The organism is Maricaulis maris (genome assembly GCF_036322705.1).
GTDB classification, from domain to species: Bacteria; Pseudomonadota; Alphaproteobacteria; order Caulobacterales; family Maricaulaceae; genus Maricaulis; species Maricaulis maris_B.
Genome location: NZ_AP027270.1, coordinates 3,022,257 through 3,047,922, shown reverse-complemented (window position 1 = coordinate 3,047,922; position 25,666 = coordinate 3,022,257). Strand labels below are relative to the sequence as shown.

The following is a 25,666-nucleotide window of genomic DNA, read 5'->3' as shown; positions in this document are numbered from 1 at the left end:
CTAAAAACTTAACGAAACAACTCCGGCATTTTAACCACAATTCAAGTGCTTGGTGACATCCTGACGATCGAGAGCGGGTGAGTAATGACATTCACCCGGTGTTTGGTGGCGAAACCGCGACCCGCTCGGGGGAGCGTTCAGGGATTAACATGGCACCCATCCGCAAAGCGATGGCGCGGGTAATGCGGTCTCTGGTCATGAAGTTCACGCTTCTGACCGGCGCCCTTATCTTCGCGACGACCCTCATGCTGATGACGCTTGAGAATGTGGCCGCGCAACGCGAGACCCGCAATCTCCTGATCGATCGGTCTGTGGCAACCCTGCAGGCGACCGCGAGCCGGCTGGCCAATGCGATCTCGACCAATGACACGGATTATGTCGACCTCTATGTCGAGGAATTGATCGCCTCGCTCGGCGCCTCCCAGATGTATGCCCTCAACAATCGGCGCGAAGTCCTGGGCGAAGCCTATGATGACGACCGCGAACAGGGGCAGTTGCGCGCCGCTGACATCGCCGTGATGTCGCTCGGTGCTGGTGACCTGCGCTATGACCTGCGGGATGGCACGCTGGAAATCGCGGCACCGGTCTATACCCAGTCGCGTCGCCTCGTCGGCGTGGTCTACATGCAGCAGCCGCTCGTTGAGCTGGCCGCCTCGCGCAATGCCGCGATCCAGCGGCAAACGCTGATTGCCTTGTTCGCCCTGGGAATTTTCCTGCCCCTGGCCGCCCTGATTGTCGGCCGCGCCCTGCGCCCGGTACAGACGCTGACGGACGCCGCCCGTCTGGCCTCGTCGAAGAATCTCGACATGCGCATCAAGGTCAAGACCGGCGACGAGCTGGAAGTCCTGGCCAATGCCTTCAACCGCATGTTCGCCCGTCTCGACGGCAATCTGAAGCGGATCCACCGGCTCGCCTATGTCGATCTCGTGACCGAATTGCCGAACCGCGAGCGCTTCCGCAAGGAAACCGAGCGGGTCGCCCGCAAGTCTCTGGAAGATGGCTCGTCCGGTGCCGTGCTCTTTCTCGACCTGGACCGCTTCAAGCGGGTCAATGACTCGCTCGGGATCGGCGAGGGGGATCGCCTGCTCGAGATGGTCGGCCGTCGCCTGTCGGAAGTAACCCGGGGCTGCGACCTGGCCGCCGGAAACATGGACGACCCGTCAATGGTTGCCCGTGTGGGTGGCGACGAATTTACCGTGCTCCTGCCCGGGATCGCCGACAGCGCCGATGCGGCCCGTGTCGCCAACAAGCTGGTCGACGCAATCCGGCTGCCGTTCGAGATTTCCGGCCACCAGGTCTTCCTGGGCGTGTCGATCGGCGTCGCCGTCTTCCCGCAGGACGGGGCCGACCCGGAAACCCTGATGCGTCATGCCGACCTCGCCATGGCCCACGCCAAGCGCGCCGGCGGCTCCTCGGCCCAGTTCTTCGAGCCGAGCATGAACCAGTCCGCTTTCGAGCGCCTAGTGCTGGAAAACGAACTGCGCGATGCCGTTACCCATGACCAGCTGGTCGTCTTCTATCAGCCCAAGGTGCTGATGAAGGACGGCGCCTGTGCCGGCGCCGAGGCACTGGTGCGCTGGCAGCATCCGACCGCCGGCCTGCTGTCGCCGGGTGCCTTCATCGAGGCCGCCGAAGAGTGTGGCCTGATCGGCGAGATCGGTGACTGGGTCCTGCGGGCCGCTTGCCGCGAGGCCGCGTCCTGGCGTGATCGCGGTCTGGAAATCCCGGTGGCCGTCAATGTGTCCGCCATGCAATTCGAACGCGACGGCTTCGCCGACTCGGTGCTCGAAGCCCTTGCGGCCGCTGACCTGCCGCCGCACCTCCTCGAGCTGGAACTCACCGAGTCGATCGCGATGGAAAATCCGGAGCGGGTGATCGAACAGGTCCAGCCTCTGCGCGATCGGGGCGTCAACTTTGCCATCGATGATTTCGGGACCGGTCACTCCTCGCTGTCCTACCTGACGCGCATGCCCTTCGACGTGTTCAAGATCGACCAGAGCTTCGTGCGCGACATGACGACCGATCACCATGCCCGCATCGTGGTCGAGACCATCCTCGCGATGGCCAAGTCGCTGAAGCTGGAAACCGTCGCGGAAGGTGTTGAAACACCTGAGCAATACGAGATGCTGCGCGCCCAGGGAGCGACCCTGGCCCAAGGCTTCCTGTTTGCCCGTCCGATGCCGGCCAGCGATTTCGTCGCCTTCGCCAGCGAGGGTCGCTCGGACCGCGCCGTCAACGGGTAATCCGGCCTCGGCGGCAGCTTGGCCACTTGATCCAGCCTCCCGGGTCGGCCACATCGTGTGGACGACATCATCCGGAGACCGGTCCATGACGCACAGCCAATCCCCCGACTATGCCGATGCCAGCCTGTGGCGCGGCACGACGATTATCGCCGTTCGCAAGAATGGCCGCCTCATCGTCGCCGGTGATGGACAGGTCTCGATCGGCCCGACTGTGATGAAGGGCAATGCCAAGAAGGTCCGCCGCCTGGCTGGTGGCGATGTCATCGCCGGCTTCGCCGGCGCCACCGCCGATGCCTTTGCCCTGTTCGAGCGCCTTGAAGGCAAGCTCGAGCAATACCCCAAACAACTGGCCCGCGCCTGCGTTGAGCTGGCCAAGGACTGGCGCACCGACCGCTATCTGCGCCGCCTTGAAGCAATGCTGATCGTCGGCGACAAGACCGAGACCTATCTGCTAACCGGTGCCGGCGACGTGCTGGAACCGGAAGACGGGGTCGTCGCCGTCGGCTCCGGCGGCAATTACGCCCTCTCGGCCGCCCGCGCGCTGTATGACTACGAGGCCGACCCGGAAGTCATTGCCCGCAAGTCGATGGCCATCGCGGCCCAGATCTGCGTCTACACCAATGAAAACCTGACCGTGGAAGAGATCGGCTAGATCGGGAAACTGCGCGCCAGCGCTCTGGATTTGCGGTACGCTGCCCGCCTGATCGAGCCGGCCGCACGAGGCAACACGCCGTGATCCTTCAAATTCTTGCAGCTATCGGCCTCATTCAGGGTCTGGTCCTGGCCACAGCCCTGTTTCGGGCCCGCAACCGCAATCCGGTCGGATTTGCAGCCCTCCTGACAGCTCTGGTCGCGGCGATGGCGATCGTGGTCGAGGACTGGTTCGTCCAGACTGGCGCCTGGCGGGAATTTCCCCATGTCCTGCGCGCCACGACCTGGATGCCCTATTTGATTGGACCGGGTGTCTGGCTGTTTGCCCGCTCGCTGGAACGGCCGTTCGAGCTACGCTGGTCCGCCTTGCACTTCCTGCCGGCCGCATTGGCGCTGGCCTATTTCCTGCCCTTTTATGCGCGCTCGGGCGCTGAGAAGATCGCATTTGTCAGCGCGACGCATACCATACCGCTGGAAACCAGCCTTCTGGGCCTGACCAAGGCGATCGCGCTGCTGGGCTATCTGACCGCCACACTCTGGGTCCTCTGGCGACTGCCACGCTCAACGCTTGCCCGCAGCGCGTTCTGGTCGGTTTTGGGCTTCCTCGTCTTCGTCTTGCTGGTCGCTGCGGGATTTGCCACCGAGCATGTTGTTGACCGCCTGCCGATGTCCTCCGACCTGCTCGCCGCGACCGGTCTGGCCGTCTTTCTGTACAGCCTGTCCCTGGTCGTCCTGATCAATTGGCGCGCCTTCGCCATCAATCCGACGGGCGGCGATCCGGCGAGGCCTTCGCGAGACGGCAATGGCTTGCTCGATGCGGAAACAACGGAGCGGCTCTTCAGTGAGATCAGTGCGGTGGTCGCAGCGGCGCGCCTGCATGAGGAGCCGCAATTGACGGTCTCGCGCCTGGCGGAGCGCACCGGCTTCCAGCCGCACTACCTGTCCTATGTGATCAATGCGCAGACGGGACTGAATGTGAAGGCCTGGCTCAATACATTGCGGGTGGAGGACGCCAAACAGCGCCTGATCTCTGAGCCGGATGAAACCATTCTCTCCATCGCACTGGCCTGCGGGTTCAACAGCAAGGCGGCCTTCAACCGCTCCTTCAAGGCCGTGACGGGACTGTCCCCAAGCGGATTTCGCGCGTCTCATTTTGCAAAGTGAAGCGAAAGGAGCAGGCCACGCGGCCAAGATTGCGGTCCTGTCCTTCCCAGTCATGGAGCGCCCTTTGCCAAATCTGCCGCATCGCCTTTTCCTCGCAATATTCGCCAGTTTCACGCTTGCCGCGACTGTGCGGGCCGACCCGCCAGTCGAGCCACCGGTCATACCATTCGAAGTGGCGGCACCAGAGGGCCACATTGCGGGCGAAATCCACCAAATTCCCGGCTCGCGCCCGGACACCATCCTCGTTATTACCGGCGGGTCCGGCGTCGGCGTTCGAACCGATACAGCGGCAGCGATCGGACTCTTCCTGAGTGAAACAACGGCAGTTGCCATCTACGACCGTCGCGGTTTTGGCGACTCGTCCGGCACCGCGACCATTCCGACAACCTCCAATACCGCCTGGCTGGTTCCGGCCCTTGGGTCAGACCTGCTCGCGATCACCAGCCATCTCGACGGGCTGGGCTATGACCGGATCGGCATTCTCGGTTCAAGCATGGGCGGATGGGTCAATGCCTCGGCGGCGGCCCGGTCAGACCTGATTGATTTTGCCATCAACCTGGTCGGCGGCGCGACCTCGGTCTCCCGCTCCGATACGTTTGATGCCCTGACCGACACCGGGCTGTCCATCGAGGCCGCTCTCGCGATGGCACCGGGCCAGGCTGGATCGATCGGATACGACCCCGCTTGTGACCTCGCCCGGGCGTCGATCCCGATGCTCTGGGTGCTTGGCGAACGCGATGACAGCAATCCGTCACAACTCGATATCGAGGTGATTGAAAGGCTCGCGACGGCGGGTCAGCCCTATCGCTACATTCTGGTCGAACAGGCCGACCATAATTTCCTGAATGTGGAGTCCGGCGAGATCATCCTTGATTGGGTCCCCGACACGCTCCGCTTCATGGAATCCGCCAGCCGCTGAATGGGGGGCTCATCCCGGAACATTTGAGTTCCGGGCCATCACCAGTAACGGGGCCCAATCGAACGTTAAAGGGAAGGCCCGCAGGGCACTATTGTCGGGACCTGATCAAGCGGCGCAGACCAATCGTCAGAGCGACAGAATTGGCGAGTGCCAGCAGTGTCCAGGCGATTAGGATGAATAATGTCCGGTCGGTCGCTGCGGGTTCCGACCACCGGACCAGATAGAGTCCGGCCATGATGATCGATGTGCCTGCCATGGCGAGAGCGATAAACGGGAATTTCGCGGGTTTCATGATCAGCGACCTTTCACGATCTTCGCCCCCGGGACGGCCGGATGTCGATCAGCCCAAGAAAGCGAATCAGCGCCTTGGCCTGGACATTCAAGCGCTCGGCCCCGGATGGCGTGATACGCAAAATCGTCTTGGGGCGCTTGCCCTGATAGCCTTTTTCGATCGCCACGAGGCCGGCTGCGTCCAGCTTGCCCAGGTGAGCAGAGAGATTGCCCTGGGTCAGTCCGGTCTGGCGCATCAGCCAGGTGAAATCGGCGCTATCCACCGACAGCAGAAGCGCCAGGATGGCGAGCCGGGCGGGCTCATGGATCGTCTTGTCCAGCTCCAGGACATCACGGATTTCAGGGAGTATATCGGTTTCAGACATCATCGCCGTCTCCGGCGCCGGGGTGGTGCGCCAAAAAGCGGACCAGCAGGGCGATGCCGCAAGCCAGAACCACCCCGCCAGACAGGAGAATGAGCAAGCCCGGCTGCGCAACTCCCACCGAGGCGCCGGTCAGGCCGAGCGCGATCGCGAAGACAGCGTAGGCGACAAACCGCCTCGCTCCGAGGATCAGGCCGGCGAACAGGCCCAGCCCCACCAGCATGACCGGCATGCCGACCACTAGGTCGCCAAATCCGGACAACCCGGATCCGCCACGATTGACGAAAAACAGGAAGGCCAGCTCGGTCAAACCAATACCCGCGCCGACAATAACCCAGCCTGTGAGCGCGCGACGGGTCTCGGCTTGCTGTGCCGTTCCAAATTGCGGTGAAGCAAGGCGGGGATCAACCAGCGCACGGCGCCCGATCGTCCAGAATGGTGTCAGCACTGCCGGCACGAGCGCCCCGATCACGACCTGGTCGGCCAGCCAGGCCAAGCCGATCAGCGCCAAACCCAGCCCGACCAGAATATCCAGCCAGCCATCATCAAACGAGCGGCGATACAGTTTGCGCGTCAGGGGAATCGTCATGGTCACCTCCATCGGTGACGCATTATGTTTGCACTACAGACTAAAATGCAATGCAGACTTGTTGTCGGAAGTGGCGCGTTCAACGGGCGCCGATCTTGGTGTCAGGTCGCAAAAATTTGGTCCTCATCCCGAAATGCCTTGAATTCCAGGGCATTACCGGCGGGATCACGGACGAAAAAAGTGCCCTGCTCGCCCGCCTCACCCTTGAAGCGGACATAGGGGTCAATGATGAAGTCCTGGCCCGCCGCCTTGAGCTTCGCGGCCAGGGATTCCCAAACGGCCCAATCCAACAGGAGACCGAAATGACGCACCGGGACCTGTTTTCCATCCACCGCACCCACTGGAACAGCCGCGCATTCTTCCGGCGCCAGATGGGCGACGATCTGGTGGTCATGCAGGTCGAAATCGACCCAGGACGGGCTGGACCGGCCCTCGCGGCAACCCAGCAATTCGCCATAGAAACGCCGCGCCGCGGCGAGATCATCAACCGGGAACGCCAGGTGGAAACGCGGACGGGTCATGGGGTCATGCCTTTCAGGACTGGTTTTGCGGCCTGCGCCTGATTACATCAGGGATGAGCGCAAGCAATACAAAGACAATTATGACCGATTTTACGCCCCGCGAAATAGTCTCCGAGCTCGACCGCTTCATCGTCGGCCAGGCCGATGCCAAGAAGGCGGTCGCCATCGCCCTGCGCAATCGCTGGCGCCGGCGCCAGCTCGACGAGACCCTCGCCGAGGAAGTCACGCCGAAAAACATCCTGATGATCGGACCGACCGGGGTCGGCAAGACCGAGATCTCGCGCCGCCTGGCCAAGCTCGCCGGTGCGCCCTTCATCAAGGTCGAAGCGACAAAATTCACCGAGGTCGGCTATGTCGGCCGCGATGTCGACCAAATCGCCCGCGACCTGGTCGAGATTGCCATCACCATTGTCCGCGAGAAAAAGCGTGAAGACGTAAAAGCGAAGGCCCATGCCGCCGCCGAGAACCGGGTCGTCGACGCCCTGGTCGGCCCGGGCGCCAGCGAGGCCACCCGCGACAGCTTCCGCAAGCGCCTGCTGGCCGGTGAGCTGGACGACAAGGATGTCGAGATCCAGCTCGCCGATACCGGCGCCTCGATGCAAATGCTCGACATTCCCGGCATGCCCTCCGGCGGCGCCGGCGTAATCAATATCGGCGACATCCTCGGCAAGGGCTTTGGTCAGAAGACCAAGACCGTCCGGCTGAAAGTAAAGGATGCCTATGAGCCGCTGATCAATGAGGAGGCCGACAAGCTGCTCGATGACGGCCAGATTACCGCGGATGCGATCAAGCTGGCCGAAAATGACGGCATCGTCTTCCTCGACGAGGTCGACAAGATCGTTGCCCGCTCCGATGCCCGCGGCGGCGATGTTTCCCGAGAGGGCGTGCAGCGCGACCTGCTGCCGCTTATCGAAGGCACTACGGTGGCCACCAAGCACGGCGCCATCAAGACCGACCATATCCTGTTCATCGCCTCGGGCGCCTTCCACGTCGCCAAGCCTTCGGAAATGCTGCCGGAATTACAGGGCCGCCTGCCGATCCGGGTCGAACTGGCGGCCCTCAGCGAAGCCGATCTCAAGCGCATCCTGGTTGAGCCGGAAGCCAGCCTGATCAAGCAGTATATCGCCTTGATGGCGACGGAGGGCATGACGCTCGACTTCACCGATGATGCCATTGATGCGCTGGCCAAGCTGGCCGCCGAGGTCAATGCCAGCGTCGAGAATATCGGTGCCCGGCGGCTTCAGACGGTGATGGAAAAACTGGTCGAGGACATCTCGTTCACGGCGTCGGACAAGTCCGGGCAATCCATCACCATCGATGCGGACTATGTCGCCGAGCATGTTGGCGCCCTCGCCAAGAATGCCGACCTGTCGAAATTCATCCTGTAAGGACGACGCGTCAGTCGCGGTTTCGCACTCTCAGAGTCACATAGAACGCGCCGCTGCCGCCATGGCGGGCGTGCGAGGTCGCGAACCCTGACACATACTGACTAAACTCCGGAAGGCCTAACCATTCCGGGAGTTTGCGTCGGAGAACGCCGGGCTCCTCGACGACCTCCCAGGGCGCCGCCTCACGCTCGCGGGATTTGAAGCCCTTGCCGGTGATGACCAGGACAGTGCGGTAGCCGCTGGCGTGGGCCATCTGCAGAAAATGACGCAGGGAGCGCAGGGCCTGGGCCTGGGTCAGTCCATGAAGGTCAATCCGGCCATCCAGATCGAGACGACCGCGCCGGACCCGCTTTTCGCCCGACCGGTCATGCGGGAGGGGCGGGTCATAAGCGGCCGGGGCGCGCTGCCGGGTTGGCGGCTGAAGTCCGGTGTCATAGGCCCGCGCCGCCGTCTCCATGCCGGATTTCGGCGCGGCTGGCGGCTCAGCAGGGGCCGGCTCTTCCAGATTGCGGACACGGTCCGGCGAGATCGGCGTCACCGACTTGGCGACACGGCTCCAGAGCGCGCGCTCCTCGGGGCGCATGGTCCGTTTGCGGGCCATCGATCAGGTCGGCTCGGTATCGGCGAACAGCTGTGCGACCACGGTGTGTGGCAGCAGCAGGATCCATTCGGCCTCGGCGCGGGTCGTCCCGGCCCGTCGCTCGGCGGTCTCACCCCAGCCCCAGAAGAAATCTCCGCGCAACGGTCCGTTGATCGCGCCGCCCGAGTCCTGGGCCACCACAAGGCCGCTCCAGGCCGGCAGCTCCGGCAGGTCCGCCGAGAGCCAGACCGGCACACCATGCGCCATGACGCGGGTGTCGACAGCGATTGACGCCATCGGGGTCAACGGGGTCCCGGCAGAACCACGTGGTCCGAGATCGGGATCAGTCATCACCTCGCTCTGGAAGAAAACATAGCGCGGATTGACGCCAAACAGTTCAGCTGTCGCCTCGGGCCCGTGTTCGTTGAGCCAGGCTTCAATACCCTGCTTGGACGCGGCATGGGCTTCCATCTCACCGCGCTGGATCAGTTCGCGGCCAATAGAGCGGTAGGGCAGGCCGTTATGGGCGGCAAAGGCCGCGCGTTCCTCATGGCCGTCATCAAACAGCAAACGGCCAGACCCCTGGATCTGGAGGAAAAAGACATCAATCGGTCGACCCCAGGCGAAAATCTCGCCGGCATTGCTGGTCTCGATCGCCGTGCGGTCCTTGTAGAGGTCGAGCTCGCCATCACGGACCTCGCCGACAATGCGGCGTCCCGCGAGACTGGGGTCGAAACGGCCGAGATCAACGGTCACCAGATCGTCCGGACGACGACGCAGGGGTTGGGTAAACCCCTCTTCGCGCTCGCGGCGAACCTCGACATAAGGCTCGTAATAGCCGGTCAGCAGACCCTCGGTACGGGTTTCGCCGGTTTCGGCGTCCCGCGCCAGCAGCCGGACCGGCGTGAAGACCGCCTCCAGACTGGCTCGCGCCGCTTGCGGACCGGCCTGTGTCATGGCGACCGCCGTACACGCTCCGCGCCAGTCCTCGACCCGACCGGCCCAGCCGGCCTGGGGATTGAGAAAGTCACGGTCATCGCGCCTGTCGAGGCGGGCGCAGCTGCGTCGCAGGGCCTGCAGGGCAGGCACGAGGTCGTGCTCCCCCCACCCGTCCATCGCTGTCCAGGTAACAGGCTGAAAATCCAGTGTTTCAGGACGCTCCGCGACCGGGGTCTCGGGTTCCGGTTCAGGCGCAGGCTCCGGTTCGGGTGCACGCGGCTGACAGGCGGCGAGGAAAACGACGCCGATCAGCAGGAGGCGGTCAAACCGCCGCAACACGGGTCAACACCCAGTTCGGATTGCCCGTATCGGTACGACGCTCGAAAACCCAATCCTCGGTGACGGGTGTCAGCCGGCCCAGATCGCCAGCGATCACGACATCATCGCTGTCCCGTGTCTCGGTCGCGATCTCGGCGACAAAACGAACCTTGATCCGGGCCGTGCTATCGGTGTGGCTCGCTTCGGTGATCTCGGCCGTCTTGATCCGGTCGATTTCGGTGCGGACGGTTTCGCCGCGATCCGCGCGTTGATCGATGGCGGCGGTATAGCGGTCGAGCACGTTGGGGGCGAGCAGAGGCTCGAGCGCCTTACGGTCGCCCGCGGCAAAGGCGTGCACAATCATCTCGTAGGCGCTGCGGGCACCGGTCAGAAAGGTGTCCGGATCAAAGCGGTTATCGGCACCGGCAATGGCCTCAAGGCCGGCAGCAGCCGGACCCACGAAAGCCGGACGCAGGTGAGGCGTCTTGTCCGGATCGGTACTGACCGCCGGTTTGTTGCCAGGCGTGGGGGCTTCCATATGGCCCTCGCGTCGACCGAGCACCGTATAGAGGCGATAGGCGAAGAAAATCGCAGCAATGCCACCAATAAGCGTCCAGATATCCATGGGGAGAGTCATACCTTTGTTAAGCTGACAGAGGGCGGCGCATCGGATCGCCGACCCGTTGTACCCTTAGATATAGGCTCTATTTGGGCCCGCGTCAGCCTTTTCGCTGTGGTCTTGCCTTCTTGCCGGTCACCGGCCGGCATGGTAACGGGCGCGCTCGCCTTGACATGGCCACTCACGGCCAGCCGTTTACAGACCCATCCGGGGAGTTCCATGACCGACGCACCGACCACGCCCGCCGCACCGGCTGCCGACCAACAGCCTCAGCTGCGCGTTCTTGCGCAATACGTGAAGGATCTCTCCTTCGAAAACCCCGGTGCTCCGGACACGCTGCGCCCGGGTCAGCCGACCCCGGCGATCGATCTGGGCATTGATGTCCAGGCGCGCGGCGTTGGTGAAGACACCTTCGAAGTCGTGCTGACGGTGAACGCAAAGGCCTCGCGCGACGAGACCGTCGTTTTCATCGCCGAGCTGTCCTATGCCGGCCTGTTCCAGCTTGCCAATGTCGGCGAGATGGATCGCGAACCTTTCCTGCTGATCGAGTGCCCGCGCCTGATTTTCCCGTTCGCCCGCCGCGTGCTGGCTGATGCGACCCGTGACGGGAATTTCCCGCCGCTGATGCTGGATCCGGTCGATTTCGCCGGCTTGTATCGCGCCCAGATCGCCAAGCGCGCCGCGGCGGCTCCGGGTTCGGAGAGCAACGGCAATGGCGATCCGGCCGCAGCTAATTAAGCGAACTTACTGAATCGTCAGTTTTTTCCAGAGCGCGTTCTCGCCCATCTCGTCAACAAAGGCGGCATGGGCGGCGCGCTCTGCGTCTGTCTGGCGAGCGCCAAGCGGGGTGGCGCGTGGTGCACGGGCCGGAAACTCCGCCCGACCACCCGTGCCACTGCCCTGCCCTGACAGGTCGAGCGCTCGCGTCCGCCCCCCCATCAGCTCGAGATAGACTTCGGCCAGAAGCAGGGAGTCGATCAGCGCGCCGTGCTTGTCACGGGTATCGAGCGAGATATCAAAGCGTTTGCAAAGGGCATCAAGCGAGACATAGGAGCCGGGAAACTTGGCCCGGGCGATGCGCGCCGTGTCCTTGAAGCGGTCCTCCGGATAGGTCGCAAGCCCCAGCCGCGCCAGCTCCATATTGATGAAACCGCGATCGAAGGATGCGTTGTGGGCGACCATGGTCGCATCGCCGACGAACTCGACGAACCCGGGCCCGACCTCGTCAAAGAGCGGCTTGTCGGCCAGGAATTCAGTGGTCAGCCCGGTAATGTCGACAACTTCCTTGGGGATGGAGCGCTGTGGATTCACATAGGCGTGGAAGGTCTTGCCGGTTGGAATGAAATCAATGATCTCGACGCAACCCAGTTCGGTGATGCGGTCGCCGCTATTGGGATCGAGTCCCGTGGTTTCGGTATCGAAGACGATTTCACGCATGGCTCTGCCTTGATCCTCTAACGCGCGCCGTCATTGGCCAGGCGCTGTTTCAGTGCGTCAATGATATCAGCAACCTGTCGCCGCGCATCGTCCAGCCCACCGGACGTCTCCACAACGAAATCCGCCCGCGACAACTTGCTCGAATCGTCAAGCTGCCGGGCGATTATGGCCTCCAGCTTGGCTTCGGTCATGCCCGGACGCTGCATCACGCGGGCGCGGCGCACGGCATCCGGCGCATGGACGACAATGACCGCGTCGACCCGCGCCTCACCGCCGGTTTCAAACAAGAGCGGGACGTCGAAGACAAGGATGTCATGGCCGGCGGCCCGGTTTTCCCGGACGAAGGCCTCGCGCGCAGCACTGACGAGTGGGTGAACGATTTCTTCGAGGATTTCGAACCCATCCGGGTCGGCCTTCAGCGCATCGGACAGTCGGGAACGGTCAATCGCCCCGTCGACAACCACGCCGGGAAAGGCGCGACCGACCGGCTCGACCGCGGCACCGCCCGGCGCGTACAGCGCATGAACGGCAGCATCGGAATCAAAGACCGGGATATCAGCGTCGCGCAGGATCTGCGCGGTTGCCGATTTGCCCATGCCGATGGACCCCGTCAATCCGACCGTCAGCATCACTGCGCCTCCAACTGGTGGATCAGTCGGTGGCGGATGGCGGGTAGATCCGGCACCGGGCGCCCGAAGAAGGCCTGAAAGCTGGGCCGGGCCTGCCCGATCAGCATGTCCAGCCCGTCAATCGCGGTCAGGCCCCGGTCCGCAGCGGCGGCCAAAAATCCCGTCTTCAACGGCGTGTAGACGCTATCAAAGGCGACACTGCCGGATGCGACACGCTGCCAGTCCAGGTCAAGGTCGTCGCGACCACCCAGGCCGAGCGAGGTGGCATTGATGATGAGGGTAGAACCGTCCAGGGCATCATCACGGGCTTCCCACGGGACCAGGCTGGCATCAGGGGCAATGTCGCGGGCCAGACCTTCCGCCCGGGTCAGATTGCGATTGCAGATAGCGAGTTTGGTGACACCTGCTGTCAGGAGGCCATAAACCAGTGCCCGTGCAGCGCCTCCGGCTCCGAAAACCAGCGCCCGGGTCTTGCTATAATCAATCGATGCCGGTGCCAACGCATAGAGAAACCCGGCAATGTCAGTATTGTCAGCATGAATGCCCGAGGCCGAAAATGTCAGGAGATTGGCAGCTCCGACCGCCCGCGCCGAGGCCGATGCCGTATCGGCAAGCTCGAGCGCCGCTTCCTTGTGGGGCAGCGTGACATTGAGACCGGCACACCCAGCACGCGCCAGTCCTGCCACAACCCTGTCAAAATCTTCCGGCGCGACCGGGAAGGGGACATAGAGGGCGTCGAGGTCAGCCGCATCGATCCAGTGCTGCATCAGAACCGGCGACAGGGAATGGGCCACCGGATGACCCGCGACGCCGGCAAATCGAGCTGCACCGGTTGGAATCATGGCGCCAGCACCCCGCGGGCCCGCAGCTCGGCCGCCAGCGGCAGAAGCGGCAGGCCCAGAATGGCGTAGTAATCGCCTTCGACACGCTCAAACAATTGCGCGCCCAGGCCCTCATAGGCATAGGCCCCGACACTGGCTGTCAGGGCGTCGCCGGCGCGTTCAAGATAGGAGTCCAGAAAGGCGTCCGAGAACTCCCGGACGTAAATCGTCGAGGTTTGCTGGAAGGTCCAGACCGGCTGTCCGGCCTGCAGCAAGGCAAGGCCGGCATGAAGATAATGCGGCCGACCGCGCATGCGTTGCAGGCGTTCCCGTGCCAGGGTCGGATCCGGCAGCTTGTCGAGCAGCGTCTCATCCAGTTCCATGGTCTGGTCGGCCCCAAGAACCAGCGCGTCCGGATGAGCCAGCGACACCGGCGCCGCCTTCGCTTCTGCCAGACACAGGGCCATGTCGCGCGGATTGAGGTCTGTGCGCTCGGACTTGATCACGCTTTCATCCACATCGGATTTGATAATCTCGAACGGGATATGCGCTTGTGTGAGAATGTCGGCCCGGATTCGGCTTCCGGAAGCCAGGATAAACCGGGTCATACCGTCAGGTTCCGCTTTTCCATAAGAAGATTGATGATCTTGGCCGCCGTCTCCTCGATCGAGCGACGCGTGACATCGATCGTCGGCCATTTGTGTTTGGCGTAAAGGCGTTTGGCGTAAAGGATCTCTTCGCGGACCGCGAAATCATCAATGTAATTCGTGTCCCGGTCCTCATTCAGACTGAGCAGACGGTTGCGACGGATCTGGACAATGCGCTCGGGCGACGCCGTCAACCCGACCACGAGTGGATTGCGCAGGCTGAAAATGGCCGGTGGCAAGGGGACGTCCTTCACGAGCGGGATATTGGCGGCGCGAAAACCGCGATGCGCCAGGTAGACGCTGGTCGGCGTCTTGGATGTGCGGCTGACCCCGAGCAGCACAATGTCAGCACCCTCGAAATCATCGCCCTGACCGTCATCATGGGCCATCGCATAATTCAGGGCATCGATCCGGCGGTAATAATCGGCATCCAGCGACCGCTGGGCACCCGCCCGGCTCGCGACCTGGCGTCCGAGATAGGCACTGAGCGTGGCCAGCATCGGGTCAAGAATAGCAATCGCAGGAACGCCCAGCTCCACGCAGCGTGTTTCCAGCTCACGCCGCAAATCGGCATTCACCATCGTGTACATGACCACGCCGGGATAGGCAGCGACCTCATCGAGAACCCGATCAAGCTGCTTCGATGATCGCACCAGGGCATAGAGATGTTCCAGCGGACTGGTGCCCTCGAACTGGGCGACCGAGGCCCGCATCACTTCCATCAGGGTCTCGCCCGTGGAATCGGACACCATGTGGATGTGAAAGCAGGTATTGAAGGCTGAGTTCTGGGGGGGCATGAGCCGGTCACCGGTCTAGCGTTTACCATTTGTTAATAAGTTGGTCTGTTTTCCCCAGCCCGGCAATCAGGCCACGGCAGGTGTGAGTAGTACCCGGTCTTACCGCGAGCAACCCACAGCACTATCCACATGCACCCGCTCCGGGGAAAGCCCTGTGGATGACGTTCCAGTCCGGCACCCGTTCCGCGCTCGTTTTCCACTGTCATTCCACATTTTATTCCCGAGGGAAATTATTGAGAAATATCACTGATTTTCTTTTCAACGTGCGCCCGCTGATTGATTGTGTGGAAGGAAAAATTTGACCTTCAGGACCGTGAAAAACGGGTAGAACCGGGATATTCCACGTCATCCACGCCCCCACTACCATCTACAATCCTTTTAATTCTTTTAGAGAGATGAAAGGGACAGATTGATCCTGTGGGAAGAGATGCCTAAGCAGGACCGATGAAAGACACGATCAAGAAACCGCTCCTTCAGGTTCTCGCTGGAGAAACTGTCTCGCCACCGCCCGTCTGGCTGATGCGCCAGGCTGGTCGCTATCTCGCCGAGTATCGTGAGGTTCGCTCCCGGGCGAAGAACTTCATCGATTTCTGTTTCTCTCCGGATCTGGCGGCAGAAGTGACTCTGCAGCCCATTCGTCGTTTTGGCTTCGATGCTTCGATCCTGTTTGCCGACATCCTGCTGGTGCCGATCGCGCTTGGCCGGAAAGTCTGGTTCGTCACGGGTGAAGGCCCCAAGCTGGAACCGTTCGATCCGCTGAATTTCGAGGAACTCCGGCTCGATCAGACCGAGGCCGTGCTGGCACCGATCGGGGAGACGCTCAAACGCGTCGTTCCTCAGCTGCCGGACACGACGACGATGATCGGCTTTGCGGGATCGCCGTGGACCGTAGCGACCTACATGATCGAGGGTGGCGGGTCGAAGGACCGGTTCAAGGCCCGGGTCGCGGCCTGGGAGCATCCGGAAGCCTTTGACGCAATGATGGACCGGATCGCTGATGTCACGGCTGAGTATCTGGTCATGCAGGCCAATTGCGGCGCTGAAGTGCTGAAATTGTTCGACAGCTGGGCGGAAGGTCTGCCCGAGCCGCTGTTTGAACGCGTCATTATCCGGCCGACCAAGCGGATCATCGACGCAGTGCGGGCCAAGGGCATCGATGTGCCGATCATCGGCTTTCCGCGCGGGGCGGGCACGCTCTATCCGCGTTATGCCCGTGAGACGGGTGTGACGGCGATTGCCATTGATACCGCTGTCGATCCGGCCTGGATCCAGTCGGTCCTGCCCGAGGGCATGCCGGTTCAGGGTCATCTCGATCCGGCCGCCTTGAGGGCCGGTGGGGCGGCGCTGGATGGCGAGGTGGATCGCTTGCTGGATAGTTGGGCCGGGCGGCCCCATATCTTCAATCTCGGACACGGGATTACGCCCGATGTGCCGGTGGCCCATGTCGAGCAATTACTGGCGCGCATTCGCGGTCGCGCCTGATCCAGGGAGCGGATAGTGAGCGACGCGCGCAAGAAACTGGCAGTTGTCCTGTTCAATCTGGGTGGTCCTGATGGTCCGGACTCGGTGCGCCCCTTCTTGCGCAACCTGTTTCGTGATCCGGCTATCATCCAGGCCCCGGGTTTGATCCGGGAAGCGTTGGCGCTGTTCATCTCGACGGTTCGGGCCAAGGAGGCGCGAGCCAATTATGCCAAGATGGGTGGCGGATCGCCGCTATTGCCCGAGACCATCCGTCAGGCCAACGCGCTCGCTGATCATCTTGCCCCGCAATGGCCGGATTATGAGATCCGGATCTGGCCGGCCATGCGCTACTGGCATCCGTTCACCCATGATGTGGCCGAGGAAGTGAAGGCCTGGCAGCCGGACGAGACCGTGCTGCTGCCGCTCTATCCGCAACTGTCCACGACGACGACAGGGTCTTCGCTCAAGGCCTGGCGCGATGCGGGCGGTCCCGAAACGCGGGCGATTTGCTGTTATCCGACCGAGGCTGCTTTCCTTGATGCCCATGCGGCCATGATCCGCAAGGCCTGGGAGAAGGCCGGTCGGCCTGAAAACGTGCGGTTGCTGTTCTCGGCGCACGGTCTTCCCAAGAAGATCGTCGATGCCGGTGATCCCTATCAGTGGCAGGTCGAGCAGACAGTTGCGGCTGTGGCGAAGCAATTGCCGGAATTTCCCGATTATCAGATCTGTTACCAAAGCCGCGTCGGTCCCCTCGAATGGATCGGGCCCTCAACCGACAAGGCCATTCATCAGGCGGCCGAGGATGGGAAATCCATTCTTTTGACGCCGATCGCCTTTGTGTCCGAGCATATCGAGACCCTCGTCGAGCTTGATGAGGAATATGCCGAGATCGCCGAGGAACTGGGTATCAAGACCTATGTCCGGGTGCCGGCGCTGGGTCTTGATCGCGTGTTCATCGAGAGCCTGGCCAATGTTGTGGGCAATGCCCTGCGCCGTGAACCGGGCCTGTTTCCCGATGACGGCAAACGGATTTGCCCGGCTGACTGCAAGGGATGTCCGTGCAAGACTGCTGCCTGATCGCTCAGGGATAGACCCATCATGATGCTCGCCGCCTACGACTGGCTCCGCGCCTTCCACATTCTCGCGGTCATCGCCTGGATGGCCGGGCTGCTCTATTTGCCACGGCTCTATGTTTATCATTGTGCCGCAACGCCCGGCGGAGAGCTTGACGAGACCCTGAAACTTCAGGAACAGCGTCTTCTCAAGATCATCATGAACCCGGCCATGATCGTGGTCTGGATCCTGGGACTAGCGCTGATCTGGTCGAACATGGAACGGGCTGGCGGCTGGGCTGTGTTCCAGGGCTGGGCCTGGACGGCCAAATTCGTCCTGGTCATCCTCATGACCGGTCTGCACATGGTTTTCTCGGCCCGGTTCAAGCGCTTCCAGAACGGAACGAATGACTGGTCTGACAAGCGCTATCGCATGCTCAATGAAGTCCCGTTTGTTCTCGCGATCGCCATAGTCCTGATTGCTGTTGTTGCCCTGAAATAGCAGGAACAAATATGTGGGCGCTTGACGATGGGCGACCTGCATGGCAAGGGTTTCGTGACTCCTTTTCGGGATCCTTTCTTTCGTGACGTGAGACGCGTGATTTTCAGCGCGCCCGTCTGCTCCTCAATTCACGGGTACCCTCCGCTTTGACGGCACCCGACTTGCTTGATCGCGTAAGGCCCTTTGGCGGCCACGCTCTTGTGCTTGAGCTGAAGTATCATCATGACTGACGAAACCTCCCTACCTGTACCGGCTCTTCTTGAAGGCCTGGAGCACATGTCGCTCCAGGGACTGAAGGAAAAGAAACCGACCGAGCTTCTCGAATTCGCCGAAGCGCTTGAAATCGAGAATGCATCCTCCCTGCGAAAGCAGGGCATGATGTTCGCGATTCTCAAGGCCCTGGCCGAGCGGGATGTCGAGATTCATGGCGGCGGTGTTCTCGAGGTCTTGCAGGATGGGTTCGGGTTCCTGCGAGCACCGGAATCGAACTACCTGGCCGGACCGGATGACATCTATGTCTCGCCGACCCAGATCCGGAAATTCGGCCTGCGAACCGGTGACACGGTTGAGGGTGAAATCAGGAGCCCGCGGGATGGCGAACGATATTTCGCGCTTCTGAAGGTCTCGACGATCAATTTCCAGGACCCGGAGTCAGCCCGTCACAAGGTCCACTTCGACAATCTTACCCCGCTCTATCCCGAGAGCCGGTTCAACATGGAACTTGCCGATCCCACCGTGAAGGATCGCTCGGGCCGCGTCATCGATATTGTGGCACCGCTCGGCAAGGGCCAGCGTGGCCTGATCGTCGCGCCGCCCCGGACCGGTAAGACCGTCCTCCTGCAGAACATCGCCCACGCCATAGAAAGCAATCATCCGGATTGCTACTTGATGGTGCTGCTGATCGATGAGCGCCCGGAAGAAGTGACGGACATGCAGCGTACGGTGAAGGGCGAGGTGATTGCTTCGACCTTTGACGAACCGGCAACGCGTCATGTCCAAGTTGCCGAAATGGTTATTGAAAAGGCAAAGCGCCTGGTCGAGCACGGGCGCGATGTCGTGATCCTGCTGGACTCGATCACCCGTCTTGGCCGCGCCTACAACACCGTGGTGCCGTCCTCGGGCAAGGTCCTCACCGGTGGTGTCGACGCGAATGCCCTGCAGCGTCCGAAACGCTTCTTCGGTGCTGCCCGGAATATCGAGAATGGCGGCTCGCTGACCATCATTGCGACCGCACTGATCGATACCGGCTCGCGGATGGACGAAGTCATCTTCGAGGAATTCAAGGGTACGGGTAACTCGGAAGTGGTTCTCGACCGCAAGGTTGCCGATAAACGCGTCTTCCCGGCCATCGACATCCTCAAATCCGGAACGCGGAAAGAGGAACTCCTCGTGGATCGCGGCCAGCTCCAGAAAATGTATGTGTTGCGCCGTATCCTCAACCCGATGGGTGCCCAGGATGCGATCGAGTTCCTGCTCGACAAGCTCCGTCAGACCAAGACCAATGACGAGTTCTTCGACTCCATGAACACCTGACCGGGTCGGGCGATCAGGGGACCAGAATGCTGGCCCCTGTCGTCCGCCGGCCTTCCAGCGCTTCATGCGCCTGAACGGCGTCATCGAGGCCGAAGCGCTGATTGACGCTGATCGTCAGGATGCCCCGTGCGACGGCGTCGAAGACATCGGCCGTATTGGCCGCAAGGGCAGCTTCGCTTGCCGTATAATGGGCAAGTGACGGGCGGGTGACATAGAGCGAGCCCTTCTGGGTCAGGATGCCGAGATCGACCCCTGTGACCGGACCGGAGGCATTACCGAAGCTGGCCAGAAGACCCCTCGGCTGCAGGCAATCCAGCGACATCTCAAAAGTATCCTTGCCGACACCGTCATAGACAACGGGCACGCCTTTTCCGTCCGTGATCTCATGGACGCGGGAGACGACATTCTCGCTCGAATAGTTGATCATGTGGGTCGCGCCCATTGCGCGCGCGAGGGCACATTTTTCCTCACTGCCGGCGGTACCGATCACGGTCGCTCCCAGCTCGCGGGCCCATTGGCAAACCAGGAGACCGACTCCACCCGCGGCTGCGTGGAACAGGATCGTGTCGCCGGGTTTGACGGCATAGGTCTCCTTGAGGAGATAGCGCGCGGTCATGCCCTTGAGCATGATGGCGGCCGCTTGGTCAAAGGATACCGCGTCCGGCAGGTGGGCGACGCGTCCCGCGGGGACGATATTGACCTCTGCATAGGCGCCAAGCGGTCCGCCGCCATAGGCGACGCGGTCGCCGGGCTGAAACCCGCTCACCTCAGTGCCGATGGCGTCGACGGTGCCGGAGGCTTCCAATCCGATACCGGCGGGCAGGGGCACGGGGTAAAGCCCCGAACGGTGATAGGTATCGATGAAGTTGATGCCGATGGCGGCATGCCGGATGCGCAGTTCGCCGGGGCCGGGGTCGCGCGTTTCGACGGTCTCCACGTGCATCACGGACGGTCCACCGGTCTGGTGGATTCGGATCGCCTTCGTCATCAAGATCACCTGCGCAGTTGGGTCGAGCTGCCAGTATGATCCGGTTCGTAAGTTGCCGGCTAGGGCGTGCAGGCGGCAATCTGCCCACGCAGGGTCTGCGCACCACCGAGCGCGCGAACCGCGGTATCGACATCATCGATTGAAAGGAGCTCGATACCGGCCGCGCGGGCCTCCAGATAGGGTGTATCAGTCCCGTCTTCACGGCGGAAAAGACCCGCTGACGTCTCCAGCCCGCGGCTGGCGAGCGTCGCGTCCATCTCGGCATCCAGCGGCCCGGTACCAAGCCAGATATAGCTTGTCTCCAGATTGACGCCGACAGACGCCAGTCCGGGCAGGTCATTGGGAACCGAGAGGACGAGGCCGGGATCCAGCGCGTGGATGGCAGCCGCGTCCTCGACGGAGTAGGCGATGATCGCGACGTGATCGCGGGCATTGGTGGTCTGGATGGTCTGGACAATCTCTTCCGGCGCCACGGATTTGAGATCGAGATTGAGGACCAGCCCGGCCGTCTGTGCCAGCGCAATGGCGTCTGAGAGGGTGGGTATGTGGTCCGCGGTGATTTGGCCGTTATTGTCTTCGAGCTGCAAGTCCGAGAGCGCTCTCCAGGGCTGGCCGGTCACGGAGCCGGTGCCGGTCGTTGTCCGGTCGAGCGTGTCGTCATGAAGCAGAAACAGAACGCCATCGCTGGACCGGCGGACATCGATTTCGGCATAGAGGACGCCGATCTCGGAGAGCCGCTGCAGGCTGGAGAGGGCATTTTCCGGATAGCCCGGGGCCGGGCCCCCGCGGTGTGCCGCGAGCATCGAGAAGCCCTCCGCGCGAAAGCAGGTCAGGGCTGCGGCCGGCAGGGCCGGCCGGTCCTCCAGACCCACCGGCTCGGGAGCACAGGACGCGATCAGGACCAGGATAGCTAAGACGGATCGGCGCATGGGGAGGTCCTCGAGTAGGCTGTGGTGGCCCGGTTTCCGGGCTGTTGCAGGGGCTGTCTGTCCAACGGTTATTGAAGGACTGTATCGCGATCATGCGACATTTCGGATAGCTGATTGGCGCGGGTATGGTTTCAATGGCCGGACGATTGAAGAACCGATGATCCGGCGCATCAATGCCGGACGTTGAATAACGGGGAGTACCACCATGGTCGATACACCGAAGCTGCGTCTCTATCACGCACCGAGAACCCGCTCGATCCGGGTTCGCTGGCTGCTGGAGGAGATGGGTCTGCCCTATACGCTCGAAGCGGTGGCCTTTGCCCAGCGGCCGGCGGGGGATGAGGCCTATGCCGACATTCATCCGCTCCGCAAGGTGCCGGCGCTTGATGATGACGGCCGGGTGATGTTCGAGTCCGTCGCGATCATGCAATACATCATGGGTCGTTATGGCCCGACCGACCTCGATGTGAGGCCTGACGAAGCTGACTATCATCTCTATCTGCAATGGCTGCATTTCGGTGAAAGCGGCATGATCATGCCGGTCTCCCTGCTGCTCGCCCACACCATGCTGCTGCCGGAGAAGGCGCGGAATCCGGGCATCGCTAAGTCCGCCAAGTCGGATACCCAGAAAGCCCTGGCCATGCTCGCTGAGCACGGTCTGAAAAACCGCGACTTTCTGGTGGCGAACCGGTTCACCGCTGCCGACATCTCGGTGGTCTACATGCTGTTCCTGCTGAAGTTGATCAAACAGCTGGATGACGCGCCGGACGCGGTGAAGGCTTATTTCGAGCGGATGACCGGACGCCCGAGCTGGGCTGTCGCCAGCTCACTCGACTAGGCTGAAGGGCGACAGGGTCGGGCACCGGGCGGTCCCACTGGGGGTGTCTCGGCTGCCTGCGGAACTTGTTGTCTGGCCTGTAGGGCTGAAACCGGTGGCGTGCGTGTGGTGTCACAAGCTCGGTGTGACGACGCAGCCCTAGCCGCGGACGCGCTGGTCGAGCTGATCGCGGACCTCGGCCCGATAGCGGTCCGATACCGGCAGCTGGGTGCCGTTGGTCAGCTCGACTATCCGGAAGCTTTCTCCGCGCGAGCGCGCCACACTGATGCGTGACGGATTGACCAGGTGCGAGCGGTGGATGCGGACAAAGCCGGCCTCCGACAGGGCGGATTCAAGCTGGGCCATGGTGGTACGGTGGAGCACATCCCGTTCGGCGAGGTGCAGGGCGATGTAATTGCCCTGGGCCGTCGCGCCGAGAATATCGCGGACCGGGATGTATTCGACGCGACCGCTCGACTTGACCGCGAGAGAACCATAATCCGGTGTTCCGAATGTGCTGGGATCGAAGATTGGCCGCATCTGTCGGCCAAGCAGGAAGGTCAGGACGAACAGCACAATGTCCCACAGGAAGGCGCGCATCCCGAAAGCGGCAATGGTGTCCAGCGGAGAGCGGTCCGTACCGATCGAGAAGGTGATGCTGGCATAGGCCAGCACCGCGATCATCGCGATCGTGCCGGCGGTCAACGCCGACACCAGGGTTTCTCTCAGTCCGGAATTCGCGTGCCGGGCGCCGAGCTTGAACACCAGTGGGAAGAGAACGAGCCAGGGGATGAGCCCGCGTCCCCAGGCCAGTAGGATCATGCTGTATGTGACCTGCGGGTTGGCCCGGACTGCGTCGATCCAGGCTGCGGTCGCGAAAACCAGCAGGCATCCGAGCCAGCCCAGCGTCGTCAAGGCCAGGAAGGGCAGGCGCAGGGGAAAGCCTGCAAGGCGAACGTCGCGGATGTCGTCTACGAAAGCCAATGATCGATACCGGGTCTGATCCAGACGTCAATTACTGCCCACCTGACACCCCGTCGACAAGTGACAACGCTCTAACAATTGCGCGAGCAGAGCGCGTTGAGGGTCAGGTGAGCCCCTGTTTCAGGAATTGCAGGGTCAGGGCGTTGGCGACGCCGGCGCTCTGCTCGCCATAATGATCGCCGTCCGGGCGCGCAAAGGCGTGGTCCTCGTCGGGATAGTCCTCGAGCCGGATCATGGCATGCTCGTCGAAGGCGGCATGAATTCTGGCCTGTGCTTCGGCGGGCACGAACTGGTCCTTGCCGGCAATGTGCAGCAGGAGGGGACGGTCAAGGGCATCGGCTTCAGCCAGACGCCCCTCGATGCCAACACCATAATAGCCAACGGTCGCATCGCTATCGGTGCGACAGGCTGTGAGGTAAGCCAGCAGACCACCGAGGCAGTAGCCGATCGCTCCGGCCTTGCCGGTGCAGGCGGGATCCTTGCGGAGGTGGGCGAGGGCGACCGCGATATCGGTCATGCCGGCCTCGACATCGAATTCACCAAATAGTTGGAAGGCACGCTGCAGATCGGCGTCAACATGATCGTCCAGTTCGATTCCCGGCTTGATACGCCAGAAAAGATCCGGGCACAGGGCCACAAAACCCGCTTCGGCAAGGCCGTCGCAGATGTCACGCATGTTGTGGTTCACACCGAAGATTTCCTGCAGGACGAGGACGCCCGGGCCTGTGCCGGATGCGGGGACGGCGCGATAAGCGGAAAATTCTCCATCACGTCCGGTGATCGGGATATATTGACCGTTCATGGGGGGCTCCTGTTGAGTGCTCCTTCAACCCGTACACGGGAGGCCGGAATGAAGGTCAAGATCGATATTGATTGCACGCCGGATGAAGCAAGAAGCTTTCTCGGCTTGCCGGATGTCTCACGCATCAATGAGGCGATGGTCGATGAAGTGGTTCGTCGCACCGAGGCTAATCTGGAATCCATGGAGCCGGAAGCCTTGATGCGTCAATGGTCCTCCATTGGTGGCCAAATGACCAATCAATTCATGGAGATGATGCGTCAGGCTGGGACCACCCCGGGATCGGGGAAGGGCAGTTAGTCATTTGAATACAACTGTTTACGCGCTCGCCACGCCGGCGGGCCGGTCCGGTGTAGCCGTGATACGCCTGTCGGGCAGCGGGGCCGGCGGAATGCTTGATGCGATCGCCGGCCTGCCGCGTCCAGAGCCGCGACAGGCGGCGCTACGGGTGCTGTGGGACTCGCGTGGGCGCGTGCTGGACCGTGGGCTGGTTCTCTGGTTTCCGGGACCGGCGAGTTTTACCGGCGAGGATTGCGTCGAGTTTCACCTGCACGGCGGACCCGCCGTGATCGAGGCGATGCTGGCGGCGATCGACGAGGCCGGTGGGCATCCGGCAGAGGCGGGCGAGTTCACCCGCCGGGCGTTCGAGAACGAGAAAATTGACCTGACTGAAGCTGAGGGCCTCGCCGATCTGATTGAAGCCGAGACCGAAGGCCAGAGGGCCCAGGCGCTGGCCCAGATGTCGGGCTCCTTGCGGCGCCTCTATGAGGGATGGCGTGAGCGCCTGATCACCGCCATGGCGTCCATCGAAGGTGAGATTGATTTCCCCGACGAGGACGATGTTCCCGACGCGCTGTCTCATACGGCCCATGAGCCCTTGAGTGCGTTGATCGCCTCCATGCTCGCACATCTGGATGACGGTCGTCGTGGCGAACGGATCCGGACCGGTTTCTCGATCGCGCTGATCGGGGCGCCGAATGCGGGCAAATCGAGCTTGCTGAACCGTTTGGCGCGGCGTGATGCAGCGATTGTCACGGATATTCCGGGAACGACGCGCGATATCGTCGAGGTTCAGCTGACCCTGGCTGGCTTCCCGGTCGTGATTTCGGATACCGCCGGTTTGCGTGAAGCGGTCGATGCGATCGAAGCGGAGGGGGTTCGGCGCGCGCTGGATCGGGCCGAGCATGCGGATCTCCGGATCGGGGTCGCCGATGCCCGGTCGCAAGAGGAGTTGCAGGACCTCAAAGGGCGTCTGATGGAAGGTGACTTGCTGGTGCTCAACAAGCAGGATCTTGCGCCTGGTTCAGGCAGCGAGGGCGCCTATCGCCTGAGTGCGAAATCCGGCGAGGGCGTTGCAGCACTTGAGGGCCGCATTGAATCGATCGTTCGTGATCGGCTTTCTGCCCGTGAGATGCCGGCCCTGAGTCGGGTCCGCCACCGGCGCTCGGTCGAGGCTGCGCTTGAAGCGCTGGCACGCTGTCGGGACAATCTGGCCTTGGCGCCCGAACTGGCGGGCGAGGACGCGCGTCTCGCTGTGAGAGCCCTCGAGAGTCTCACCGGTCGGGTCGACGTCGAAGACGTGTTGGACCGTGTGTTTTCGCAATTTTGTATCGGCAAATAGGGTCGGGTTAAGCCTCACTTGTGTTTCACGTGAAACATCCCCGCTTGATCTCGACTCGGCCCGGT

General features: G+C 62.3%; 29 protein-coding genes. 13 read left to right on the top strand and 16 right to left on the bottom strand.

Translation table 11 applies throughout. The features are described from left to right. Nucleotides 1-149 precede the first annotated feature (149 nt). From AAA969_RS14575 to AAA969_RS14560, 4 genes are all read left to right on the top strand, one after another. Nucleotides 150-2,243, top strand: a complete 2,094-nt coding sequence (locus AAA969_RS14575; protein ID WP_338247007.1) for a putative bifunctional diguanylate cyclase/phosphodiesterase — start codon at nucleotides 150-152, stop codon at nucleotides 2,241-2,243. A gap of 85 nt (nucleotides 2,244-2,328) precedes the next feature. Then, nucleotides 2,329-2,895, top strand: coding sequence for an ATP-dependent protease subunit HslV (gene hslV, locus AAA969_RS14570; RefSeq protein ID WP_338247005.1), 567 nt, complete (start codon nucleotides 2,329-2,331; stop codon nucleotides 2,893-2,895). An 80-nt stretch (nucleotides 2,896-2,975) separates the two neighbouring features. Further along, nucleotides 2,976-4,058 carry a helix-turn-helix domain-containing protein gene (locus AAA969_RS14565; protein ID WP_338247003.1) on the top strand — a complete coding sequence of 361 codons (1,083 nt, stop codon included), beginning with the start codon at nucleotides 2,976-2,978 and terminating at the stop codon, nucleotides 4,056-4,058. 64 nt (nucleotides 4,059-4,122) lie between these two features. Next, a complete protein-coding gene (locus AAA969_RS14560; RefSeq protein ID WP_338247001.1) occupies nucleotides 4,123-4,977 on the top strand; it encodes an alpha/beta hydrolase family protein in 855 nt (284 codons plus the stop codon). 88 nt (nucleotides 4,978-5,065) lie between these two features. Here AAA969_RS14560 and AAA969_RS14555 read toward each other — a convergent pair whose 3' ends face one another. From AAA969_RS14555 to AAA969_RS14540, 4 genes are all read right to left on the bottom strand, one after another. Then, nucleotides 5,066-5,269 carry a hypothetical protein gene (locus AAA969_RS14555; protein ID WP_338246999.1) on the bottom strand — a complete coding sequence of 68 codons (204 nt, stop codon included), beginning with the start codon at nucleotides 5,267-5,269 and terminating at the stop codon, nucleotides 5,066-5,068. A 13-nt stretch (nucleotides 5,270-5,282) separates the two neighbouring features. Further along, nucleotides 5,283-5,636 (bottom strand): transcriptional regulator, encoded by a 354-nt coding sequence (locus AAA969_RS14550; protein WP_338246998.1) that lies wholly within the window; start codon nucleotides 5,634-5,636, stop codon nucleotides 5,283-5,285. Then, nucleotides 5,626-6,219, bottom strand: a complete 594-nt coding sequence (locus tag AAA969_RS14545; RefSeq protein WP_338246995.1) for a hypothetical protein — start codon at nucleotides 6,217-6,219, stop codon at nucleotides 5,626-5,628. The genes AAA969_RS14550 and AAA969_RS14545 overlap by 11 nt, the downstream gene beginning before the upstream one ends. Before the next feature lie 101 nt (nucleotides 6,220-6,320). Next, nucleotides 6,321-6,740, bottom strand: a complete 420-nt coding sequence (locus AAA969_RS14540; RefSeq protein ID WP_338246993.1) for a VOC family protein — start codon at nucleotides 6,738-6,740, stop codon at nucleotides 6,321-6,323. Nucleotides 6,741-6,820: 80 nt separating this feature from the next. On the opposite strand from AAA969_RS14540, the gene hslU reads away from it, so the two are divergent. Further along, nucleotides 6,821-8,128, top strand: a complete 1,308-nt coding sequence (gene hslU / locus AAA969_RS14535; RefSeq protein WP_338246991.1) for an ATP-dependent protease ATPase subunit HslU — start codon at nucleotides 6,821-6,823, stop codon at nucleotides 8,126-8,128. 10 nt (nucleotides 8,129-8,138) lie between these two features. On the opposite strand, the gene AAA969_RS14530 is transcribed toward hslU, so the two are convergent. From AAA969_RS14530 to AAA969_RS14520, 3 genes are read right to left on the bottom strand one after another with little or no spacing between them, the layout of a single operon-like run. Next, nucleotides 8,139-8,729 carry a Smr/MutS family protein gene (locus AAA969_RS14530; RefSeq protein WP_338246989.1) on the bottom strand — a complete coding sequence of 197 codons (591 nt, stop codon included), beginning with the start codon at nucleotides 8,727-8,729 and terminating at the stop codon, nucleotides 8,139-8,141. 3 nt (nucleotides 8,730-8,732) lie between these two features. After that, nucleotides 8,733-9,986, bottom strand: a complete 1,254-nt coding sequence (gene mltA, locus AAA969_RS14525) for a murein transglycosylase A (protein ID WP_338246987.1) — start codon at nucleotides 9,984-9,986, stop codon at nucleotides 8,733-8,735. Beyond that, nucleotides 9,970-10,590, bottom strand: a complete 621-nt coding sequence (locus AAA969_RS14520) for a Tim44/TimA family putative adaptor protein (protein ID WP_338246985.1) — start codon at nucleotides 10,588-10,590, stop codon at nucleotides 9,970-9,972. Before AAA969_RS14520 ends, mltA begins: the two co-directional genes overlap by 17 nt. Nucleotides 10,591-10,803: 213 nt before the next feature. Between AAA969_RS14520 and secB the strand changes: the two genes are divergently transcribed. After that, the gene (gene secB / locus AAA969_RS14515) at nucleotides 10,804-11,322 is read left to right on the top strand and encodes a protein-export chaperone SecB (protein WP_338246983.1); all 519 of its coding nucleotides are present in this window, start codon (nucleotides 10,804-10,806) and stop codon (nucleotides 11,320-11,322) included. A 6-nt stretch (nucleotides 11,323-11,328) separates the two neighbouring features. On the opposite strand, the gene dnaQ is transcribed toward secB, so the two are convergent. The 5 genes from dnaQ to AAA969_RS14490 are packed head-to-tail and all read right to left on the bottom strand — an operon-like array spanning nucleotide 11,329 to nucleotide 14,915. Further along, nucleotides 11,329-12,021: a DNA polymerase III subunit epsilon gene (dnaQ, locus tag AAA969_RS14510; RefSeq protein WP_338246981.1), complete on the bottom strand. Its 693-nt coding sequence runs from the start codon at nucleotides 12,019-12,021 to the stop codon at nucleotides 11,329-11,331. Between the two features lie 17 nt (nucleotides 12,022-12,038). Then, entirely contained in the window at nucleotides 12,039-12,650 is a 612-nt protein-coding gene (gene coaE, locus AAA969_RS14505; RefSeq protein WP_338246979.1) for a dephospho-CoA kinase, read from the bottom strand. Then, nucleotides 12,650-13,492, bottom strand: a complete 843-nt coding sequence (gene aroE / locus AAA969_RS14500) for a shikimate dehydrogenase (protein WP_338246977.1) — start codon at nucleotides 13,490-13,492, stop codon at nucleotides 12,650-12,652. The genes coaE and aroE overlap by 1 nt, the downstream gene beginning before the upstream one ends. Continuing rightward, nucleotides 13,489-14,079 (bottom strand): Maf family protein, encoded by a 591-nt coding sequence (locus tag AAA969_RS14495; protein ID WP_338246975.1) that lies wholly within the window; start codon nucleotides 14,077-14,079, stop codon nucleotides 13,489-13,491. The genes aroE and AAA969_RS14495 overlap by 4 nt, the downstream gene beginning before the upstream one ends. After that, the gene (locus tag AAA969_RS14490; RefSeq protein ID WP_338246973.1) at nucleotides 14,076-14,915 is read right to left on the bottom strand and encodes a pyruvate, water dikinase regulatory protein; all 840 of its coding nucleotides are present in this window, start codon (nucleotides 14,913-14,915) and stop codon (nucleotides 14,076-14,078) included. Before AAA969_RS14490 ends, AAA969_RS14495 begins: the two co-directional genes overlap by 4 nt. A gap of 444 nt (nucleotides 14,916-15,359) precedes the next feature. Between AAA969_RS14490 and hemE the strand changes: the two genes are divergently transcribed. The 4 genes from hemE to rho all read left to right on the top strand — a co-directional run bounded on the left by hemE (nucleotide 15,360) and on the right by rho (nucleotide 19,463). Next, entirely contained in the window at nucleotides 15,360-16,397 is a 1,038-nt protein-coding gene (gene hemE / locus AAA969_RS14485; protein WP_338246971.1) for a uroporphyrinogen decarboxylase, read from the top strand. Nucleotides 16,398-16,412: 15 nt separating this feature from the next. Then, nucleotides 16,413-17,453, top strand: a complete 1,041-nt coding sequence (hemH, locus tag AAA969_RS14480; RefSeq protein ID WP_338246969.1) for a ferrochelatase — start codon at nucleotides 16,413-16,415, stop codon at nucleotides 17,451-17,453. A 21-nt stretch (nucleotides 17,454-17,474) separates the two neighbouring features. Continuing rightward, on the top strand, nucleotides 17,475-17,930 hold the full coding sequence (locus AAA969_RS14475; RefSeq protein ID WP_047158326.1) for a CopD family protein: 456 nt from the start codon (nucleotides 17,475-17,477) through the stop codon (nucleotides 17,928-17,930). Nucleotides 17,931-18,152: 222 nt separating this feature from the next. Next, a complete protein-coding gene (gene rho / locus AAA969_RS14470) occupies nucleotides 18,153-19,463 on the top strand; it encodes a transcription termination factor Rho (RefSeq protein ID WP_425325011.1) in 1,311 nt (436 codons plus the stop codon). Nucleotides 19,464-19,476: 13 nt separating this feature from the next. On the opposite strand, the gene AAA969_RS14465 is transcribed toward rho, so the two are convergent. Both AAA969_RS14465 and AAA969_RS14460 read right to left on the bottom strand, forming a co-directional pair. After that, on the bottom strand, nucleotides 19,477-20,451 hold the full coding sequence (locus AAA969_RS14465; protein WP_338246967.1) for a quinone oxidoreductase family protein: 975 nt from the start codon (nucleotides 20,449-20,451) through the stop codon (nucleotides 19,477-19,479). Between the two features lie 59 nt (nucleotides 20,452-20,510). Continuing rightward, the gene (locus AAA969_RS14460) at nucleotides 20,511-21,380 is read right to left on the bottom strand and encodes a glycerophosphodiester phosphodiesterase family protein (RefSeq protein ID WP_338246966.1); all 870 of its coding nucleotides are present in this window, start codon (nucleotides 21,378-21,380) and stop codon (nucleotides 20,511-20,513) included. A 205-nt stretch (nucleotides 21,381-21,585) separates the two neighbouring features. Here AAA969_RS14460 and AAA969_RS14455 point away from each other — a divergent pair, with 205 nt between their 5' ends. Next, nucleotides 21,586-22,218, top strand: coding sequence for a glutathione S-transferase family protein (locus AAA969_RS14455; protein WP_338246964.1), 633 nt, complete (start codon nucleotides 21,586-21,588; stop codon nucleotides 22,216-22,218). 138 nt (nucleotides 22,219-22,356) lie between these two features. Here AAA969_RS14455 and AAA969_RS14450 read toward each other — a convergent pair whose 3' ends face one another. Next, a complete protein-coding gene (locus AAA969_RS14450; protein ID WP_338246961.1) occupies nucleotides 22,357-23,181 on the bottom strand; it encodes a LytR/AlgR family response regulator transcription factor in 825 nt (274 codons plus the stop codon). Between the two features lie 103 nt (nucleotides 23,182-23,284). Next, entirely contained in the window at nucleotides 23,285-23,983 is a 699-nt protein-coding gene (locus AAA969_RS14445; protein ID WP_338246959.1) for a dienelactone hydrolase family protein, read from the bottom strand. 48 nt (nucleotides 23,984-24,031) lie between these two features. Between AAA969_RS14445 and AAA969_RS14440 the strand changes: the two genes are divergently transcribed. Together AAA969_RS14440 and mnmE are read left to right on the top strand one after the other, a co-directional pair. Continuing rightward, a complete protein-coding gene (locus tag AAA969_RS14440) occupies nucleotides 24,032-24,280 on the top strand; it encodes a DUF6489 family protein (RefSeq protein ID WP_338246957.1) in 249 nt (82 codons plus the stop codon). 4 nt (nucleotides 24,281-24,284) lie between these two features. Then, nucleotides 24,285-25,601, top strand: a complete 1,317-nt coding sequence (gene mnmE / locus AAA969_RS14435) for a tRNA uridine-5-carboxymethylaminomethyl(34) synthesis GTPase MnmE (protein WP_338246955.1) — start codon at nucleotides 24,285-24,287, stop codon at nucleotides 25,599-25,601. Nucleotides 25,602-25,666 lie beyond the last annotated feature (65 nt).

Coding starts and splice junctions, on each gene's coding strand:
- AAA969_RS14490 (WP_338246973.1), bottom strand. CDS start 14,915: ATGCCCCCCCAGAACTCAGCCTTCAATACCTGCTTTCACATCCACATG.
- AAA969_RS14540 (WP_338246993.1), bottom strand. CDS start 6,740: ATGACCCGTCCGCGTTTCCACCTGGCGTTCCCGGTTGATGATCTCGCC.
- AAA969_RS14575 (WP_338247007.1), top strand. CDS start 150: ATGGCACCCATCCGCAAAGCGATGGCGCGGGTAATGCGGTCTCTGGTC.
- hslV (WP_338247005.1), top strand. CDS start 2,329: ATGACGCACAGCCAATCCCCCGACTATGCCGATGCCAGCCTGTGGCGC.
- rho (WP_425325011.1), top strand. CDS start 18,153: ATGACTGACGAAACCTCCCTACCTGTACCGGCTCTTCTTGAAGGCCTG.
- AAA969_RS14545 (WP_338246995.1), bottom strand. CDS start 6,219: ATGACGATTCCCCTGACGCGCAAACTGTATCGCCGCTCGTTTGATGAT.
- hemE (WP_338246971.1), top strand. CDS start 15,360: ATGAAAGACACGATCAAGAAACCGCTCCTTCAGGTTCTCGCTGGAGAA.
- AAA969_RS14550 (WP_338246998.1), bottom strand. CDS start 5,636: ATGATGTCTGAAACCGATATACTCCCTGAAATCCGTGATGTCCTGGAG.
- AAA969_RS14495 (WP_338246975.1), bottom strand. CDS start 14,079: ATGACCCGGTTTATCCTGGCTTCCGGAAGCCGAATCCGGGCCGACATT.
- AAA969_RS14455 (WP_338246964.1), top strand. CDS start 21,586: ATGGTCGATACACCGAAGCTGCGTCTCTATCACGCACCGAGAACCCGC.
- hslU (WP_338246991.1), top strand. CDS start 6,821: ATGACCGATTTTACGCCCCGCGAAATAGTCTCCGAGCTCGACCGCTTC.
- AAA969_RS14530 (WP_338246989.1), bottom strand. CDS start 8,729: ATGGCCCGCAAACGGACCATGCGCCCCGAGGAGCGCGCGCTCTGGAGC.
- AAA969_RS14440 (WP_338246957.1), top strand. CDS start 24,032: ATGAAGGTCAAGATCGATATTGATTGCACGCCGGATGAAGCAAGAAGC.
- aroE (WP_338246977.1), bottom strand. CDS start 13,492: ATGATTCCAACCGGTGCAGCTCGATTTGCCGGCGTCGCGGGTCATCCG.
- AAA969_RS14555 (WP_338246999.1), bottom strand. CDS start 5,269: ATGAAACCCGCGAAATTCCCGTTTATCGCTCTCGCCATGGCAGGCACA.
- AAA969_RS14445 (WP_338246959.1), bottom strand. CDS start 23,983: ATGAACGGTCAATATATCCCGATCACCGGACGTGATGGAGAATTTTCC.
- AAA969_RS14475 (WP_047158326.1), top strand. CDS start 17,475: ATGATGCTCGCCGCCTACGACTGGCTCCGCGCCTTCCACATTCTCGCG.
- dnaQ (WP_338246981.1), bottom strand. CDS start 12,021: ATGCGTGAAATCGTCTTCGATACCGAAACCACGGGACTCGATCCCAAT.
- AAA969_RS14465 (WP_338246967.1), bottom strand. CDS start 20,451: ATGACGAAGGCGATCCGAATCCACCAGACCGGTGGACCGTCCGTGATG.
- coaE (WP_338246979.1), bottom strand. CDS start 12,650: ATGCTGACGGTCGGATTGACGGGGTCCATCGGCATGGGCAAATCGGCA.
- secB (WP_338246983.1), top strand. CDS start 10,804: ATGACCGACGCACCGACCACGCCCGCCGCACCGGCTGCCGACCAACAG.
- AAA969_RS14460 (WP_338246966.1), bottom strand. CDS start 21,380: ATGCGCCGATCCGTCTTAGCTATCCTGGTCCTGATCGCGTCCTGTGCT.
- AAA969_RS14520 (WP_338246985.1), bottom strand. CDS start 10,590: ATGGATATCTGGACGCTTATTGGTGGCATTGCTGCGATTTTCTTCGCC.